Origin of the sequence: Bacillus rugosus, from assembly GCF_023238245.1 — a bacterium.
In the GTDB taxonomy this organism is placed as follows: Bacteria; Bacillota; Bacilli; order Bacillales; family Bacillaceae; genus Bacillus; species Bacillus rugosus.
This window is the reverse complement of the sequence record NZ_CP096590.1, coordinates 2,482,937-2,501,043: the sequence shown is the minus strand read 5'-3', so window position 1 is coordinate 2,501,043 and position 18,107 is coordinate 2,482,937. Positions and strand designations below refer to the sequence as shown.

At 42.3% G+C, this 18,107-nt stretch carries 19 protein-coding genes and 1 other annotated feature; all 19 genes read left to right on the top strand.

What is annotated here, in order from left to right:
* Window positions 1-22 precede the first annotated feature (22 nt).
* The 19 genes from M0696_RS12595 to cccA all read left to right on the top strand — a co-directional run bounded on the left by M0696_RS12595 (window position 23) and on the right by cccA (window position 17,923).
* Entirely contained in the window at window positions 23-442 is a 420-nt protein-coding gene (locus M0696_RS12595) for a hypothetical protein (protein ID WP_222143185.1), read from the top strand.
* A 56-nt stretch (window positions 443-498) separates the two neighbouring features.
* On the top strand, window positions 499-780 hold the full coding sequence (gene yqfC / locus M0696_RS12590; RefSeq protein WP_222143184.1) for a sporulation protein YqfC: 282 nt from the start codon (window positions 499-501) through the stop codon (window positions 778-780).
* A gap of 18 nt (window positions 781-798) precedes the next feature.
* Window positions 799-1,995, top strand: a complete 1,197-nt coding sequence (yqfD, locus tag M0696_RS12585) for a sporulation protein YqfD (RefSeq protein ID WP_166850669.1) — start codon at window positions 799-801, stop codon at window positions 1,993-1,995.
* Window positions 1,992-2,951, top strand: coding sequence for a PhoH family protein (locus M0696_RS12580; RefSeq protein WP_166850672.1), 960 nt, complete (start codon window positions 1,992-1,994; stop codon window positions 2,949-2,951). Before yqfD ends, M0696_RS12580 begins: the two co-directional genes overlap by 4 nt.
* 78 nt (window positions 2,952-3,029) lie before the next feature.
* Complete coding sequence (pgpH, locus tag M0696_RS12575; protein ID WP_248602002.1) at window positions 3,030-5,165, top strand: cyclic-di-AMP phosphodiesterase PgpH; 2,136 nt, start codon at window positions 3,030-3,032, stop codon at window positions 5,163-5,165.
* Complete coding sequence (gene ybeY / locus M0696_RS12570; RefSeq protein ID WP_166850678.1) at window positions 5,166-5,639, top strand: rRNA maturation RNase YbeY; 474 nt, start codon at window positions 5,166-5,168, stop codon at window positions 5,637-5,639.
* Window positions 5,620-5,991, top strand: coding sequence for a diacylglycerol kinase family protein (locus M0696_RS12565; RefSeq protein ID WP_166850681.1), 372 nt, complete (start codon window positions 5,620-5,622; stop codon window positions 5,989-5,991). The genes ybeY and M0696_RS12565 overlap by 20 nt, the downstream gene beginning before the upstream one ends.
* 118 nt (window positions 5,992-6,109) lie before the next feature.
* On the top strand, window positions 6,110-6,520 hold the full coding sequence (locus M0696_RS12560) for a cytidine deaminase (RefSeq protein WP_003230049.1): 411 nt from the start codon (window positions 6,110-6,112) through the stop codon (window positions 6,518-6,520).
* Window positions 6,501-7,406: a GTPase Era gene (era, locus tag M0696_RS12555; protein ID WP_003226207.1), complete on the top strand. Its 906-nt coding sequence runs from the start codon at window positions 6,501-6,503 to the stop codon at window positions 7,404-7,406. The genes M0696_RS12560 and era overlap by 20 nt, the downstream gene beginning before the upstream one ends.
* A gap of 145 nt (window positions 7,407-7,551) precedes the next feature.
* Window positions 7,552-7,695: a YqzL family protein gene (locus M0696_RS12550; protein WP_003230053.1), complete on the top strand. Its 144-nt coding sequence runs from the start codon at window positions 7,552-7,554 to the stop codon at window positions 7,693-7,695.
* A gap of 36 nt (window positions 7,696-7,731) precedes the next feature.
* Window positions 7,732-8,499, top strand: coding sequence for a DNA repair protein RecO (gene recO / locus M0696_RS12545; RefSeq protein ID WP_222143182.1), 768 nt, complete (start codon window positions 7,732-7,734; stop codon window positions 8,497-8,499).
* Between the two features lie 39 nt (window positions 8,500-8,538).
* Window positions 8,539-8,714, top strand: a binding site (T-box leader).
* Window positions 8,715-8,796: 82 nt separating this feature from the next.
* Window positions 8,797-9,684 (top strand): glycine--tRNA ligase subunit alpha, encoded by an 888-nt coding sequence (gene glyQ, locus M0696_RS12540; RefSeq protein ID WP_003226213.1) that lies wholly within the window; start codon window positions 8,797-8,799, stop codon window positions 9,682-9,684.
* Window positions 9,677-11,716 (top strand): glycine--tRNA ligase subunit beta, encoded by a 2,040-nt coding sequence (glyS, locus tag M0696_RS12535; protein WP_222143181.1) that lies wholly within the window; start codon window positions 9,677-9,679, stop codon window positions 11,714-11,716. The genes glyQ and glyS overlap by 8 nt, the downstream gene beginning before the upstream one ends.
* A 133-nt stretch (window positions 11,717-11,849) precedes the next feature.
* Entirely contained in the window at window positions 11,850-12,488 is a 639-nt protein-coding gene (gene ccpN, locus M0696_RS12530) for a transcriptional regulator CcpN (protein ID WP_003237058.1), read from the top strand.
* Window positions 12,489-12,512: 24 nt separating this feature from the next.
* Window positions 12,513-13,325 (top strand): pyruvate, water dikinase regulatory protein, encoded by an 813-nt coding sequence (locus tag M0696_RS12525; protein WP_166850690.1) that lies wholly within the window; start codon window positions 12,513-12,515, stop codon window positions 13,323-13,325.
* A gap of 253 nt (window positions 13,326-13,578) precedes the next feature.
* A complete protein-coding gene (locus tag M0696_RS12520; RefSeq protein WP_003226221.1) occupies window positions 13,579-14,073 on the top strand; it encodes a YaiI/YqxD family protein in 495 nt (164 codons plus the stop codon).
* Between the two features lie 33 nt (window positions 14,074-14,106).
* Window positions 14,107-15,918 (top strand): DNA primase, encoded by a 1,812-nt coding sequence (gene dnaG / locus M0696_RS12515; protein ID WP_222143180.1) that lies wholly within the window; start codon window positions 14,107-14,109, stop codon window positions 15,916-15,918.
* 198 nt (window positions 15,919-16,116) lie between these two features.
* Window positions 16,117-17,232: an RNA polymerase sigma factor RpoD gene (gene rpoD, locus M0696_RS12510; RefSeq protein ID WP_003226225.1), complete on the top strand. Its 1,116-nt coding sequence runs from the start codon at window positions 16,117-16,119 to the stop codon at window positions 17,230-17,232.
* Between the two features lie 328 nt (window positions 17,233-17,560).
* Window positions 17,561-17,923 (top strand): cytochrome c550, encoded by a 363-nt coding sequence (gene cccA / locus M0696_RS12505; RefSeq protein WP_222143179.1) that lies wholly within the window; start codon window positions 17,561-17,563, stop codon window positions 17,921-17,923.
* The last annotated feature ends 184 nt before the right edge of the window (window positions 17,924-18,107 follow it).

The window sequence follows — 18,107 nt, the reverse complement described above, 5'->3', positions numbered from 1 at the left end:
TCTCTAAGAAGGGAGAACGCTGATGGAAGATATACTGACCAATCCGCTAATTATCGCAGCGGTTATCGGGATCATTTCTATGATTTTCGGTAAAAAGAGCAAAGAGGAAAAGAACAACAGCCAAAGCAGAAATAAACCTCAGCAGGTGCAAACTGCTTCTCCTCAAAAGAAGCAGTCAAAAGAAGAGGCTCCTGTACCTATTCCCAACCGCATGGAACAGGTAAAGCGGGAAGCGGAAGAAAGACGCAGAGAAACAGAAAGAAACCTGAAAGGGCTGGAACGTGACCTTACTGCAGTTAAACAAAAAGCAGTGTACACAAAACAAAAAATGCTCCAGGTTAATAAAGACACTGTGGTACAGGGGATCGTCTTAGGAGAGGTATTCGGGCCTCCTAGGGCGAAAAAACCTCACCATACGATGCGCTCGGTCCGTAAAAATTAAAGTGTTAGAACCTTCTTTCAAATCATACATATGAGATGAAAGGGGGTTCTTTTTGTATGGGGCAAAGAAAGAATCGTATGAAAGCTTGGCTGACAAGAGCATTGGAAATTCCCCCGGACGTTATGATGGATCTGCCGCGGATTACAATGGTTGGCAGACTTCATATCTACATAGAAAACCACAGAGGCCTATTGCTTTTCAGTGAGAATGAAGTGAGGCTGATGCTGAAGCAGGGCCAGTGCATCATATCAGGTAAAAATTTTGTCATCAAGGCAATTCTTCCGGAAGAAATTCTTTTGGAGGGTACGATTGATATCGTTCGATATGTTGAGTCATAAAGCCGAGGGGGAAATGTTGTGAAAAATAAATGGCTGTCTTTTTTTTCGGGTAAGGTCCAGCTTGAATTGACGGGAAGAGGGATCGAGCGGCTCCTTAATGAATGCACAAGACAGGGGATTCCGGTCTTTCATGTCAAAAAAAAGAAAGAAGCCGTATCGTTATATATACAGCTTCAGGATGTACATGCCTTTCGGCGGGTCAGAAGAAAATTTAAATGTAAAGCCCGATTTATCAATCGGAAGGGATTTCCTTTCCTGCTGCTGAAATCAAAGCTGAATATAGGGTTTACGATCGGTTTTTCAATGTTTTTCATCCTTTTGTTTTTGCTTTCCAATATGGTGTGGAAAATTGATGTGACAGGCGCTAAGCCTGAAACGGAACATCAAATGATGCAGCATCTTAATGAAATCGGCGTCAAAAAGGGGCGTCTGCAGTTTTTAATGATGTCCCCCGAAAAAATACAAAAATCGTTAACCAATGGAATAGACAATATCACCTGGGTCGGAGTTGATCTGAAGGGGACGACTATTCACATGAAAGTCGTGGAGAAAAATGAGCCTGAAAAAGAAAAGTATGTTAGCCCGCGCGATATTGTCGCCAAAAAGAAAGCAACCATTACAAGAATGTTTGTGCAAAAAGGACAGCCGATGGCCGCAATCCACGATCATGTGGAAAAGGGTCAGCTGCTTGTTTCGGGACTGATCGGCAGTGAAGAGCATCAGCAGGAAGTCGCCTCAAAAGCAGAAATTTACGGAGAAACTTGGTACAGATCTGAAGTGACGGTCCCGCTTGAAACATTATTTAACGTCTATACGGGCAAAGTAAGGACAAAGCACAAGCTTTCTTTTGGCTCTTTGGCAATCCCGATCTGGGGGATGACGTTTAAAAAAGAGGAATTGAAGCATCCAAAAACAGAACAAGAAAGGCATTCGCTGAATTTTCTCGGATTTAAGCTCCCTGTTTCCTATATCAAAGAGCAGACGAGAGAAAGTGAAGAGGCTTTGCGAAAATATACGAAAGAAGAAGCAGTTCAAGAAGGCATTAAATTGGGTAAACAGGATGTAGAGGATAAAATAGGCGAAAACGGCGAGGTGAAAAGTGAAAAAGTTTTGCACCAGACTGTTGAGAATGGTAAAGTAAAGTTGATTATTCTCTACCAAGTTATAGAAGATATCGTTCAAACCACACCTATTGTCAGGGAGACTGAAGAATGACAGAACATTTACTTGCGATGAATCAAAAACTGAAAAGCCCGGACGAGGCGCTTTCACTGTTCGGGAACCAAGATTCTTTTTTGAAATTGATGGAGAAAGATCTGAATGTAAATATCATTACGCGCGGCGAAACGATTTATGTCTCAGGCGATGAAGAATCGTTTCAGATTGCAGACAGGCTGCTGGGATCGCTCCTCGCTTTAATTCGCAAGGGGATAGAGATCTCTGAACGTGATGTGATTTACGCCGTCAAAATGGCAAAGAAGAATGAACTTGAATACTTTGAAAGCATGTATGAAGAAGAAATAACAAAAAACGCAAAAGGCAAACCAATCCGTGTAAAAACGATAGGACAGCGGGAATACGTGGCCGCAATGAAGCGGAATGACCTTGTATTCGGCATCGGCCCGGCGGGAACCGGGAAAACGTACCTGGCTGTCGTAAAAGCAGTCCATGCTTTAAAAAACGGACATATCAAAAAAATCATTTTAACAAGACCTGCCGTGGAAGCCGGTGAAAGCCTCGGTTTTCTCCCAGGTGACCTCAAAGAAAAAGTAGATCCTTATTTGCGCCCGCTGTATGACGCCCTTCATGATGTGCTTGGAGCAGATCATACAGAACGACTGATGGAAAGAGGCATCATTGAAATTGCTCCGCTTGCATATATGAGGGGACGGACGCTAGATGATGCTTATGTTATACTTGATGAAGCACAGAATACCACGCCTGCTCAAATGAAAATGTTTTTGACGAGACTGGGTTTTGGCTCTAAAATGATCATTACAGGTGACGTTAGTCAAATTGATCTGCCGAAAGGCGTCAAATCGGGACTTGCAGTAGCGAAGGAGATGCTGAGAGGAATAGACGGCATTTCTATGATTGAGCTAGACCAGACAGACGTGGTCAGACATCCGCTTGTTGCGAAAATTATTGAAGCATACGATAAGCAAAATTAATGCTGAATGACCCGATCGCGCGTTATCGGGTCATTTTTATGATGGCTTATGGGCTTGATGTTTCAAGAGGAGGTTCTTGTGTTGAAAAAGAAGGGGAAGACCAAAAGCAGCTCAAAAAAATGGAGAAGCTTTAAAAATGCCCGCTCCATGCATGTACTGCTGTATCTTCTGCTGGCTGCCATTATGTTTGCTTTGCTCTTTGTACATGTTAAGCCGGAAACACTTGATTTAGACCTATTTTCAGTCAGCGACAAGACCATTTATGCTCCGGCAACCGTGGAAGATCAAAAAGCCACAGAGGAAAAAAAGCAAGCCGCTGAGGACGCGGTTGAAGATCAATATACATTGAAAAAAGAATATACAGACAATCGGATTGACCTTGTGTCATCTATATTCGACAGTATCAGTGAAGTGAAAAAATCATCGGAAGAAGACAGCAAATCACCATCGGAAAAATCAATGGTTAAGTCTGTGAAGAACAAATTAACGTCAGATGTGAATGATGCCATCTCAGAGGATTCCATCAAGACATTGCTGAAAGCAGACAGTGAAGACTTTTCCTTTGTCAGAGATACGGTCATTACGGCAGTGAATACGGTCATGAGCAGTGAAATCTCATCAGATAAACTATCTGATGCAAAGGATAAAGTAGAAAAAGAGCTAAAGGGCAATTCGATCCCATCTAAATACTTGGGAGCTGCGACAGAAATCGGGCGTTTTGCTATTATTCCGAATTACGTCTTCGATCCGAAAGCGACAGAAGCAAAGCGGCAGGAAGCGTCAGACAATGTCCAGCAGGTTCAGATCAAACAGGGGCAGGTGCTCGTGGAAGAAAATGACCTCATTGATCGGGAAGTGTACCGAAAACTCGAGCTGACCGGGTTATTAAATAACTCAAATCTCTTTAAACCGATCAGCGGCCTATTGATAATGATCGGACTTTTCATTGCAACACTTGTATATTATTTTGAAAAACAGAAACAAAACCTGAAGTTTAAAAACCAATCCATCCTGCTGTTCTCCATTATCACAACGCTTTTGCTTGTTATTATGGAGGTTGTTAGTTTATTCCAAAAGATGGAATATAATAATATTGGCTATCTGGTTCCCATTGCTGCAGGCGCAATCTTAATCAAACTGCTGATGAATGAACGCATTGCCATTTTGGGAAGTATCATTCTTGCGATTTGCGGAAGTATGATGTTTAATCAGGGTGTGACAGGTACATTCAATTATGTCATAGGAATTTATTATTTGATCAGCGGGATTTCAGGGGTTTTATTTTTAGGAAAACACAATGCTAGATCAAAGATTCTGCAGACAGGGCTTTTCGTAGCGTTTATCAATATGGTTGTCGTTCTTTCCTTGTTATTGATCCAAAACACTGCGCTGTCAGGTCTTGAAATTGGCACGTTAATGCTGATGGGCGTTGTGTCAGGATTTGCTTCGTCCGTATTGATCATCGGCCTGATGCCGTTTTTTGAGACAGGCTTTGGCATTTTATCCACTATGCGGCTGCTTGAGCTGTCTAATCCTAACCATCCGTTGCTGCGCAAAATATTAACAGAAACACCAGGTACATATCATCACAGTGTAATGGTCGCCAATTTGTCAGAGGCAGCTTGTGAGGCGGTTGGAGCTAATGGTTTGCTTGCAAGAGTCGGCGCGTATTATCACGATCTCGGAAAAACAAAGCGTCCGCAATATTTTATTGAAAACCAAATGAATATTGACAATCCGCATGACAAGCTGTCTCCTCAGCTGAGTAAAAATATCATCATTTCTCATACAACTGACGGTGCGAATATGCTGAGAAGCTATAAGTTTCCGAAAGAGCTTGTCGACATTGCTGAGCAGCATCATGGAACCTCGCTTTTAAAGTTCTTTTATTATAAAGCGAAGGAAAAAGGAGACCAGATTACAGAAGAAGAGTTCCGTTATCCGGGACCGAAACCGCAGTCAAAGGAAGCTGCGATTATATCAGTGGCAGACAGTGTTGAAGCGGCAGTCAGATCCATGCATAATCCAAATCCTGAACGAATTGAAAAGCTTGTCCGGGGTATTATATCCGATAAGCTGCAGGACGGACAGTTCAGTGAATGTGATTTGACATTTAAAGAGCTGGATACAATCGCAAAAACGCTCTGTGCAACATTAAAAGGCATTTTCCACTCCCGGATCGAATATCCGGAGGCTACTAAGAAGGTGAAATAGATGAGTTTACTGATTGATATTGTTGATGAAACAGGGAGTGTCTCTGAAGAGATGCTCAAAGAAGTAGAAAATCTGCTTCAATTTGCCGCTGAGCGTGAAGGCGTTCAGGATCAGGCTGAAGTCTCTGTCACGATCGTTACTAATGAAGACATCCAGCAGATCAATAAAGAATACCGCGGAAAGGATACCCCAACAGATGTCATCTCATTTGCTCTTGAAGAAGAGGGAGAAGGCGAGGTTGAAATTGTCGGAGCCGAAATGCCGCCGGTTTTAGGCGATATTATTATCAGTGCGGATCGCACAAGGGAGCAGGCAGAGGAATATAATCATTCTTTTAAAAGAGAGCTCGGATTTCTTGCCGTGCACGGATTTCTGCATCTTTTAGGATATGACCATATGACGAAAGAGGAAGAAGAGGAGATGTTTACTAAGCAAAAGGATTTGCTGGACGCTTATGGACTCAAGAGATCATAGAAATGAGCTGAAGCGATTCTTCAAAAGCTTCGTGTATGCAGGCCGGGGCATCTGGGAAACAGCGCGGACGGAGCGGAATTTCCAATTTCATGCCGCAGCCGCCTGCGCTGTTCTCATTTGCGGCTTCCTCGTGGAGCTCAGCCCGATTGAGTGGGCGATAATTTTCCTTTTGATCGGAGGAATGTTTTCGCTGGAGCTTTTAAATACAGCCGTTGAACATACGGTTGATTTAATAACAGACAAACATCACCCTCTTGCTAAAGCGGCTAAGGACGCTGCCGCCGGGGCTGTTTGCGTTTTTGCCGTCATTTCGTGTATCATTGGTTTACTTATTTTTTTGCCAAAGCTGTAATGGCTGAAAATTCTTACATTTATTTTACATTTTTAGAAATGGGCGTGAAAAAAAGCGCGCGATTATGTAAAATATAAAGTGATAGCGGTACCATTAAAGGTAAGAGAGGAATGTACACATGAACAGACAGGAATTGATAACAGAAGCATTAAAAGCACGTGATATGGCATATGCGCCGTATTCCAAGTTTCAAGTAGGAGCCGCTCTTCTTACCAAGGATGGAAAAGTGTACAGAGGCTGCAACATCGAGAACGCGGCATACAGCATGTGCAATTGCGCTGAGCGTACCGCTTTATTCAAAGCTGTTTCTGAAGGGGATACAGAGTTTCAGATGCTGGCCGTCGCGGCTGACACCCCTGGACCGGTATCTCCGTGCGGAGCCTGCCGCCAGGTGATTTCTGAGCTTTGCACAAAGGACGTTATTGTCGTGCTGACTAATTTACAAGGACAAATAAAAGAAATGACTGTGGAAGAATTATTGCCAGGCGCATTTTCATCGGAGGATTTACATGACGAACGAAAGCTTTAAATCAGGATTTGTATCCATTATTGGAAGACCAAACGTAGGAAAGTCTACATTTTTGAACAGAGTCATTGGACAAAAAATCGCGATCATGAGCGATAAGCCCCAAACGACGAGAAACAAGGTGCAAGGAGTTTTGACGACAGGCACATCACAAACGATTTTCATTGACACACCAGGGATTCATAAGCCTAAGCATAAACTTGGGGACTTTATGATGAAAGTGGCGCAAAATACATTAAAAGAAGTCGATTTGATCCTGTTTATGATCAACGCTGAGGAAGGCTACGGGAAAGGCGACGAATTCATCATTGAGAAATTGCAGAAGATGTCTACGCCTGTATTTTTAATCGTAAACAAAATTGACAAAATTCATCCCGATCAATTGCTTCTGTTAATTGACGAATACCGCGGGCGCTATCCTTTTAAGGAAATTGTTCCGATTTCTGCTTTAGAAGGAAATAATATCGAAACGTTGCTCGCTCAGATTGAAGCGTATTTGCCGGAAGGGCCGCAATTCTATCCGAGTGATCAGGTAACCGACCACCCAGAGCGCTTTATCATTTCTGAATTAATTAGGGAAAAGGTGCTGCATCTGACAAGAGAAGAAATCCCGCACAGCATTGCGGTGGCCATCGAATCCATCAAAGGACAGGACAACGGTTCTGTGCACGTAGCGGCAACGATCGTGGTCGAACGGGATTCCCAGAAAGGCATTGTGATCGGGAAAAAAGGAAGCCTGCTAAAAGAAGTCGGAAAAAGAGCGAGAGCGGATATTGAAGCACTGTTAGGCTCCCGTGTCTACCTTGAATTGTGGGTCAAAGTGCAGAAAGACTGGCGTAATAAAATGTCCCAGCTTCGCGATTTTGGCTTTAAAGAGGACGAATATTAATATCTCTTGCTGTGTCATTATCTCACAGGAACAGGGATACATTAGCAAATTTTGTTTAACATGAAATGGAGGACATCTGGTCAAGATAAAGGTAAGAATTTGGAGTTTAGGTAAGCTAGTTTAACTACAGAAAGGTGGGTTTCTTGTGTTGAATTTTACCTGGAACGTATTTTCTCAAACAGGAAATGTTGATACGTATCTTCTTTTTAAAGAACTGGAAAAAGAGAACATGGAAAGACCCGAAGAACTAGAAGATGAGCTAGCCCGATTTGATTATCCAATTTTATAAACCTCTTGGCCGCTCCTGCTTTAGGAAGGTGCGGAAATGCTGACAAAATGTGAAGGAATCGTTCTTCGCACAAATGATTACGGAGAAACGAATAAAATCGTTACATTACTGACAAGAGAACACGGAAAAATAGGTGTTATGGCAAGAGGCGCCAAAAAACCGAACAGCCGTTTATCAGCAGTCAGCCAGCCCTTTTTGTATGGTTCATTCTTAATGCAAAAAACAACGGGCCTCGGAACGCTTCAGCAGGGTGAAATGATCCTCAGCATGAGAGGCATCAGGGAAGATTTGTTTTTAACAGCATATGCTGCGTATATTGCTGAGCTAGTCGACAAAGGCACAGAAGAAAAGAAGCCAAACCCTTATTTGTTTGAATTTATTTTAGAATCGTTTAAACAGCTGAATGAAGGAACAGACCCGGATGTTATCACCTTCATTGCTCAAATGAAGATGCTCGGTGTCATGGGGCTGTATCCTGAGCTGAATCACTGTGTGCATTGTAAAAGCCAGGACGGGACCTTTCATTTTTCTGTCCGTGAAAACGGTTTTATTTGCCACCGCTGTTTTGAAAAAGATCCTTACAGGGTTCCGATCAAACCGCAAACGGCAAGGCTTTTGAGACTGTTTTATTACTTTGATCTATCGAGGCTGGGCAATGTGTCCTTAAAGCAGGAAACGAAAGCTGAATTAAAGCAAGTGATTGATTTATATTATGAAGAATATTCAGGGTTATATTTAAAATCGAAGCGCTTTTTAGATCAAATGGAAAGCATGAAACATCTTATGGATGAAAACAAAAGTTGACATCTGGTCCATCTTTTTATATGATCATTTATTATAAAATATGTTGCAGTGAGAGAAAGAAGTACTTGCGTTTACCTCATGAAAGCGACCTTAGGGCGGTGTAAGCTAAGGATGAGCACGCAACGAAAGGCATTCTTGAGCAATTTCAAAAAAAGAGGCTGGGATTTTGTTCTCAGCAACTAGGGTGGAACCGCGGGAGAACTCTCGTCCCTATGTTTGCGGCTGGCAAGCATAGAGACGGGAGTTTTTTGGTTGCTGCCGCAGTCATTTTATGAAGGAAAAGTGGAGGTGCTTGAAATGAATATTCAAGACATGATTCTAACCTTGCAAAAGCATTGGTCCAGTCAGGGCTGTGTGCTAATGCAGGCTTACGATGTAGAAAAAGGGGCCGGCACGATGAGCCCATATACATTTTTGCGCAGTATCGGCCCTGAGCCGTGGAAAGTGGCTTATGTAGAGCCTTCCAGACGCCCTGCAGACGGCCGCTACGGGGAAAACCCGAACAGACTGTATCAGCATCATCAGTTTCAGGTCATTATTAAACCGTCTCCTGATAACATTCAAGAGCTGTATTTAGATTCCTTGCGTGCTCTAGGAATTGATCCGCTTGAGCACGATATCCGTTTTGTTGAAGACAACTGGGAAAATCCGTCTTTAGGCTGCGCGGGTCTTGGATGGGAAGTATGGCTTGACGGAATGGAAATTACACAATTTACGTATTTCCAGCAGGTCGGGGGACTAGAGTGTAAACCGGTCTCTGTAGAGATTACGTACGGAATTGAGCGTCTCGCGTCTTATATCCAGGATAAAGAAAATGTTTTCGACTTGGAATGGACGTCAGGGTTTACAGTAAAAGATTTATTCATGATGGCGGAATACGAGCATTCCGTTTATACGTTTGAAACATCAGATGTCGATATGCTGTTCCAATTGTTCAGCACGTATGAAAAAGAAGCGATTAAGCAAATGGATAACGGACTTGTTCATCCAGCATATGATTATGTGCTGAAATGCTCGCACACTTTCAACCTGCTTGACGCCAAAGGTGCGATCTCTGTTACCGAGCGGACAGGCTATATCGCAAGAGTGCGGAATTTAGCGAGAAAAGTAGCAAAAACCTATTATGAGGAACGAGAAAAACTAGGGTTCCCAATGCTTAAAGGGGAGGGTTCTTCTCATGAGTAAACAGGATTTACTTTTAGAGATCGGTTTAGAGGAAATGCCGGCGCGCTTTTTAAATGATAGCATGGTTCAGCTTGGCGAAAAGCTGGCAAGCTGGCTTAAAGAAAAAAATATCACTCACGGTGAAGTGAAGCTCTTCAATACACCGAGACGTCTTGCTGTATTCGTAAAGGATGTAGCAGAAAAGCAGGATGATATAAAAGAAGAAGCGAAAGGGCCTGCGAAAAAAATTGCCCTTGATGCAGACGGCAACTGGACAAAAGCGGCAATCGGCTTTTCAAAAGGCCAAGGGGCTAATGTGGAAGACCTGTACATGAAAGAAGTGAAAGGCACAGAATATGTATTCGTGCAAAAATTCCAAGCCGGCCAAGAAACGAAATCGCTTCTGCCGGAACTGAGCGGCTTAGTTACAAGCTTGCATTTCCCGAAAAATATGCGCTGGGGAAATGAAGATTTGCGTTATATCCGGCCAATCAAATGGATTGTCGCTTTATTTGGACAGGATGTCATTCCATTTTCGATCACAAACGTTGAGTCTGGACGTACAACACAAGGACACCGTTTTCTTGGACATGAAGTGTCAATTGAATCACCTTCAGCTTATGAAGAGCAGCTGTTAGAACAGCACGTTATTGCAGATCCTAACCTTCGGAAACAAATGATTCAATCTCAGCTGGAAGCAATGGCTGCAGAAAACAATTGGAGTATTCCAGTTGACGAAGATCTACTTGATGAAGTGAATCATTTAGTAGAATACCCGACAGCTCTTTACGGTTCATTTGAATCTGAGTTTCTGTCAATTCCTGAGGAAGTGCTTGTCACGACAATGAAAGAGCATCAGCGCTACTTCCCTGTCAAAGACAAGAACGGTGATTTGCTGCCTCACTTTATCACAGTCCGAAACGGGAACAGCCACGCGATCGAAAATGTGGCCCGAGGCAATGAAAAAGTGCTGCGCGCGCGTCTATCTGATGCTTCATTCTTCTACAAGGAAGATCAGAAACTAAACATTGATGCAAACGTGAAGAAGCTTGAAAACATTGTTTTTCATGAAGAGCTTGGTTCTCTTGCTGATAAGGTTAGAAGAGTCACTTCAATCGCAGAAAAGCTTGCCGGCCGTCTTCAGGCTGATGAAGTTACATTAAAACATGTGAAGCGGGCTGCTGAGATTTCTAAATTTGATCTTGTCACGCATATGATATATGAATTCCCTGAGCTTCAAGGGATTATGGGCGAAAAATATGCGAGAATGCTTGGTGAAGATGAAGCTGTGGCTGCGGCAGTGAACGAACACTATATGCCTAGATCAGCGGGAGGAGAAACGCCTTCTACTTTCACTGGAGCTGTTGTAGCAATGGCGGATAAGCTTGATACAATCGTTTCATTCTTCTCTATCGGCGTTATTCCGACCGGTTCTCAGGATCCTTACGGGCTGCGCCGCCAAGCAAGCGGTATTGTTGCGATTCTTCTAGACCGCAACTGGGGAATTTCGTTTGAAGAGCTTCTTACTTTTGTACAAACGGATAAAGAAAATGAACTACTGGATTTCTTCACTCAGCGTCTGAAATATGTCTTGAATGCTGAACAGATCAGACACGATGTCATCGACGCCGTGCTAGAAAGCTCTGAGCTTGAGCCGTACTCAGCGCTGCACAAAGCACAAGTTCTGGAACAAAAGCTTGGTGCACCTGGCTTTAAGGAAACAGCTGAAGCATTAGGCCGAGTGATCTCTATCAGCAAAAAAGGAGTCCGCGGAGACATTCAGCCTGATCTGTTTGAAAATGAATACGAGGCAAAACTGTTTGTTGCCTACCAAACAGCGAAGCAAAATCTGCAGGAAAGCTTCAGCAAAAAAGATTACGAGGCGGCGCTTGCTTCACTTGCAGCCTTAAAAGAACCGATCGATGCTTACTTCGATCATACAATGGTTATAGCAGATAATGAGACATTAAAGGCAAACCGTTTGGCGCAAATGGTAAGCTTGGCGGATGAGATCAAGTCCTTTGCGAATATGAATGCCCTTATTGTAAAATAAAGAGAGAAAAGGCGGTTGCTGTGTGATCGGCAATCGTCTTTTCCCCATTTATGAGTTTTTTTGTTTGATTACAAGATATTTACGATATAATATGGATTATTATTTCTTTACATAGATATGAAGTGAAAAGGTGGTGAGTACGATCGAACTAAATAAACGGCAAGAACATATTTTGCAGATTGTAAAAGAAAACGGGCCGATTACAGGGGAGCATATTGCAGAAAAGCTGAACCTTACCAGGGCAACATTGCGTCCGGATTTAGCCATACTCACCATGTCAGGATTCCTCGAGGCGCGCCCGAGAGTCGGTTATTTCTACACTGGGAAAACCGGCACCCAGCTTTTGGCAGATAAACTCAAAAAGCTTCAGGTGAAAGACTTTCAATCTATCCCCGTCGTGATTCATGAAAATGTTTCTGTGTACGATGCGATTTGCACCATGTTTTTAGAAGATGTAGGTACTCTGTTTGTGGTGGACCGCGATGCTGTTTTAGTCGGGGTGCTTTCACGAAAAGACTTGCTGAGAGCGAGCATAGGCCAGCAGGAGCTTACATCTGTCCCAGTTCACATCATCATGACAAGGATGCCGAATATTACAGTGTGCAGACGCGAGGATTATGTAATGGACATTGCAAAGCACTTGATAGAAAAACAAATTGATGCACTGCCTGTCATCAAAGATACCGATAAAGGCTTTGAAGTAATCGGCAGAGTGACAAAAACAAATATGACAAAAATACTTGTCAGTTTATCTGAAAATGAAATCCTATAAGATCGCAAACTACGGGGGGATAATATGAATAACCGCATCATCTATGTTGTATCGGATTCCGTCGGTGAAACGGCTGAATTGGTAGTGAAAGCAGCGCTCAGCCAATTTAACGGTTCAGCGGACGATACACATGTAAGAAGAATACCTTATGTTGAAGATATAGGCACTATCAATGAAGTGATTTCACTTGCAAAGACAGACGGCGGCATTATTTGTTTTACACTCGTGGTGCCGGAAATCAGAGAATATTTGATTGCCGAAGCGGAAAAAGCAAATGTTTTATATTATGATATTATCGGCCCGTTAATTGATAAAATGGAAACAGCCTACGGTTTAACAGCGAAATACGAACCGGGGCGGGTGCGCCAGCTTGATGAAGACTATTTCAAAAAAGTGGAGGCCATCGAGTTTGCAGTTAAATACGATGATGGACGTGATCCTAGAGGGATTTTAAAAGCTGATATCGTTTTGATCGGCGTATCGAGAACGTCTAAAACACCGCTGTCGCAATACCTAGCCCACAAGCGCCTGAAGGTTGCCAATGTTCCGATTGTTCCCGAGGTGGACCCGCCGGAAGAACTCTTTAACGTTGATCCGAAAAAATGCATCGGCTTAAAGATTAGCCCGGATAAACTGAATCATATCAGAAAAGAACGGTTAAAATCACTCGGGCTTAATGACAAAGCAATCTATGCAAATATCAACAGAATCAAAGAGGAACTGGAATATTTCGAAAAGATTGTGGATCGGATCGGGTGCCAGGTTGTTGATGTTTCAAATAAAGCGGTTGAAGAAACAGCAAATATTATCCATCATCTCAAAACAAAAAACATGTAACTCAGGACGCTCTATCCTGGGTTTTTGGCTATGCCAAAAGGGAATAATGAAAAACAATAGCATCTTTGTGAAGTTTGTATTATAATAAAAAATTGTGATAAAATGATTAATTTTAGGTTTAAGGTTCGTGTGATACGAATAAACTATTATGGGTAAGATGTCAAGAATTTCTCCTGAAAATTTTTCGACAAATTCATATACGTCCGCAATGATAAAGGATGTGCGATTTTGCTTGCTTTTATGCAGGAGTTTAATGGAGGGATGGAGAATTACTCTTCTTAATGAACAAGAAAAGACGATTTTTGTCGATGCAGATGCTTGTCCGGTAAAAGATGAAATTTTACAAACAGCATCCGAGTATGAAGTTCAAGTTCTTTTTGTCGCTTCATTTGAACATTATCAGCTTTCCAGAAGCAATGAAGAAAAATGGAAGTATGTTGATCCTCATAAAGAAGCTGCTGATTTATATATCGCAAATCACGTAAAACCGGGAGATATTGTCGTGACGCAGGACATCGGATTAGCATCCCTGCTGTTGAACAGAAATGTCTCCGTCATGTCGGAAAGAGGGCGTCTTTACAAAGAAGGCACGATTGATTTTGCTCTTGAGAGCCGTCATTTTTCCGGTAAACAAAGGAGAAAAGGCATATACGCCAAAGGGCCTAAAAAATTGAATAAAGAAGATCGAGAACGATTTATTACACTGCTGCAAAAAATCCTGTCGAACGATGAAGGGATTTTGCACTAAAGCATCGAATAATGTACGACGGAGTGTTATAAGATGGGAAATCGGATACCAGATGAAATTGTAGATCAGGTGCAAAAGTCGGCAGATATCGTTGAAGTCATAGGTGATTATGTTCAATTAAAGAAGCAAGGCCGAAACTACTTTGGACTCTGTCCTTTTCATGGAGAAAGCACACCTTCGTTTTCCGTATCGCCCGACAAACAGATTTTTCATTGCTTCGGCTGCGGAGCGGGCGGCAATGTTTTCTCTTTTTTAAGGCAGATGGAAGGCTATTCATTTGCCGAGTCGGTTTCTCACCTTGCTGACAAATACCAAATTGATTTTCCAGATGATATAACAGTCCATTCCGGAGCCCGGCCAGAATCTTCTGGAGAACAAAAAATGGCTGAGGCTCATGAGCTCTTGAAGAAATTTTACCATCATTTGTTAATAAATACAAAAGAAGGTCAAGAGGCACTGGATTATCTGCTTTCCAGGGGCTTTACGAAAGAGCTGATTGATGAATTTCAGATCGGCTATGCTCTTGATTCTTGGGACTTCATCACAAAATTTCTCGTAAAGAGAGGCTTTAGCGAGGCGCAAATGGAAAAAGCGGGTCTCCTGATCAGACGCGAAGACGGAAGCGGATATTTTGACCGCTTCAGAAACCGCGTCATGTTTCCGATCCATGATCATCACGGGGCTGTTGTTGCTTTCTCAGGCAGGGCTCTTGGCAGCCAGCAGCCTAAGTATATGAACAGTCCTGAAACACCGCTCTTTCATAAAAGTAAACTGCTTTACAATTTTTATAAGGCCCGCCTTCATATCAGAAAGCAGGAAAGAGCAGTCTTATTTGAAGGATTTGCCGATGTCATATCGGCCGTAAGCTCGGGTGTAAAAGAAAGCATAGCCACGATGGGAACGTCTCTGACAGATGAGCATGTCAAGATCCTAAGAAGAAATGTCGAAGAAATCATTCTTTGCTATGACTCTGATAAAGCCGGTTATGAAGCCACCTTAAAAGCTTCAGAGCTTCTGCAAAATAAAGGCTGTAAAGTCAGAGTTGCAATGATTCCTGACGGATTGGACCCTGACGATTACATCAAAAAGTTCGGCGGGGAAAAATTTAAAAATGACATTATCGACGCCAGTGTTACCGTTATGGCGTTCAAGATGCAATATTTCCGAAAGGGAAAGAACCTGTCCGATGAAGGCGATCGCTTAGCTTACATTAAAGACGTACTGAAAGAAATCAGCACGCTTTCAGGGTCTCTTGAGCAGGAAGTGTATGTAAAACAGCTTGCTTCAGAGTTTTCGCTTTCACAGGAGTCTTTAACCGAGCAACTGTCTGTTTTCAGCAAGCAAAACAAACCTGCTGAAAATGGCGGTGAAACGAAAACGCGGCGAGCGCATCTGACGACAAAAGCAAGGCAAAAACGTCTGCGTCCGGCGTATGAAAATGCAGAAAGGCTGTTACTCGCCCACATGCTTCGAGATCGGAGCGTTATCAAAAAAGTGATTGACCGGGTAGGTTTTGAATTTAACGTTGATGAGCATCGCGCATTGGCCGCCTATCTATACGCTTTTTATGAAGAGGGTGCCGAGCTGACGCCTCAGCATCTGATGGCCAGGGTGACGGATGATCATATAAGCCAGCTCTTGTCTGATATATTAATGCTTCAAATTAATCAAGAGCTCAGCGAAGCCGAGTTATCAGATTATGTAAAAAAAGTGTTGAATCAAAGAAATTGGTCAATGATAAAAGAAAAAGAGGCGGAAAGAGCCGAAGCCGAAAGGCAAAAAGATTTTTTAAGAGCTGCTTCTCTAGCTCAAGAAATCGTTACATTGAACCGATCTTTAAAATAACTGGAAAACTGGTGAGAAGCATTTATTGGCAATGATTCCTTGCGGAGGAGCAAATAGATCGCTTAACCTCATCATGAATTGTCATTTCATTATTCGCACATTGTTAAAGGCAGTTCACATAGAAAACGCCTGAATGGACCGAATAAGAATCATACCGCTTATAGAATTCGTTGCAAGCTTTGGAAGGAGGGATCCATAATGGCTGATAAACAAACCCACGAGACAGAATTAACATTCGACCAAGTAAAAGAGCAATTAACAGAGTCTGGTAAAAAACGTGGTGTTTTGACATATGAAGAAATTGCAGAGCGTATGTCCAGCTTTGAAATTGAATCAGACCAAATGGATGAGTATTATGAATTTTTAGGTGAACAAGGTGTTGAATTAATTAGTGAGAATGAAGAAACAGAAGATCCTAATATTCAGCAGCTTGCCAAAGCCGAAGAAGAATTTGACCTTAATGACCTAAGTGTACCGCCTGGCGTCAAAATCAATGACCCAGTTCGTATGTATCTAAAGGAAATTGGCCGGGTTAACCTTCTTTCTGCAAAAGAAGAGATCGCCTACGCTCAAAAGATTGAAGAGGGTGACGAAGAATCTAAACGCAGATTGGCTGAAGCGAACCTGCGCCTTGTTGTCAGTATCGCAAAACGGTATGTCGGACGCGGTATGCTGTTCCTTGACCTGATCCAGGAAGGCAACATGGGTCTGATGAAAGCCGTTGAAAAATTTGATTACCGTAAAGGTTATAAATTCAGTACGTATGCCACGTGGTGGATCAGACAGGCGATTACCCGGGCCATTGCCGATCAGGCGAGAACGATACGGATTCCCGTTCATATGGTTGAAACCATTAATAAATTAATCCGTGTGCAGCGTCAATTACTGCAAGATTTAGGCAGAGAACCAACACCTGAAGAAATTGCGGAAGATATGGATTTAACACCTGAAAAAGTACGCGAAATCTTAAAGATTGCACAAGAGCCGGTATCGCTGGAAACACCGATCGGTGAAGAGGATGACTCGCATCTTGGTGATTTCATTGAAGACCAAGAAGCAACTTCACCTTCAGATCATGCCGCATATGAGCTATTGAAAGAGCAGCTGGAAGATGTACTTGATACGTTAACTGATCGTGAAGAAAATGTATTGCGTCTTCGATTCGGTCTTGATGACGGCCGTACAAGAACATTAGAAGAGGTCGGCAAGGTATTTGGAGTAACGAGAGAGCGTATTCGACAAATCGAAGCCAAAGCGTTGCGGAAACTGAGACATCCTAGCAGAAGTAAACGTTTGAAAGATTTCCTCGAATAGGATAGAACGGGTCTTGCAGATCCGTTCTTCTTTTTTTAAAAAGATATATGGATAATATGCCTTTATTTTACTGAAAAATGATGTCATTTGCAAATGGACATTGTGATGAAAAATTTAAAAATAAGATTCCATATTTTCTATTGTAAGCGTATACAATACATTATACAATAGAACAAAAAGGATATCAGAGAAATAGGCATGTTTCTATTCAATTTTGTATAAAGTGTGAATAAAAAACTTTTGTATAGCAATCCATTTACTTTTTGTTAAAATAAGTTAGAATTAGAAGTGTTTACATAGGGGAAAGGATCAAAAAGGGGGAAGGGAAATGAAATGGAACCCGCTTATTCCATTTTTACTGATCGCTGTTTTAGGAATTGCTCTAACTTTCTTTTTATCAGTAAAGGGGCTTGATGACTCTCGGGAGATTGCAAGCGGCGGAGAAAGCAAGTCTGCTGAAAAGGACGATGCAAACGCTTCACCAGAGGATATTTACAAGGCAAACTGCATCGCGTGCCACGGGGAAAATTATGAAGGTGTTTCAGGTCCGAGCTTAAAAGGTGTAGGGGATAAGAAAGATGTCGCAGAAATTAAAACAAAGATCGAAAAAGGCGGTAATGGAATGCCTTCCGGTCTTGTTCCGGCCGATAAGCTGGATGATATGGCAGAGTGGGTGTCAAAAATTAAATAAAAGATGCTATTTTTCTATTTTTCTCCTTATGCGTTCTCAGGCCGCCGAGATGTTCTCGACAGCCTTTTATTTTTGTCTGCCGTGTGTAGAGACGCATTAAAAGAAAATAAACTGAAAATCATTCGCTCAGCTTGGATTCCGGGCTGATTTTTTATATGATAGTAAAGGAAAAAATGATTGAGAA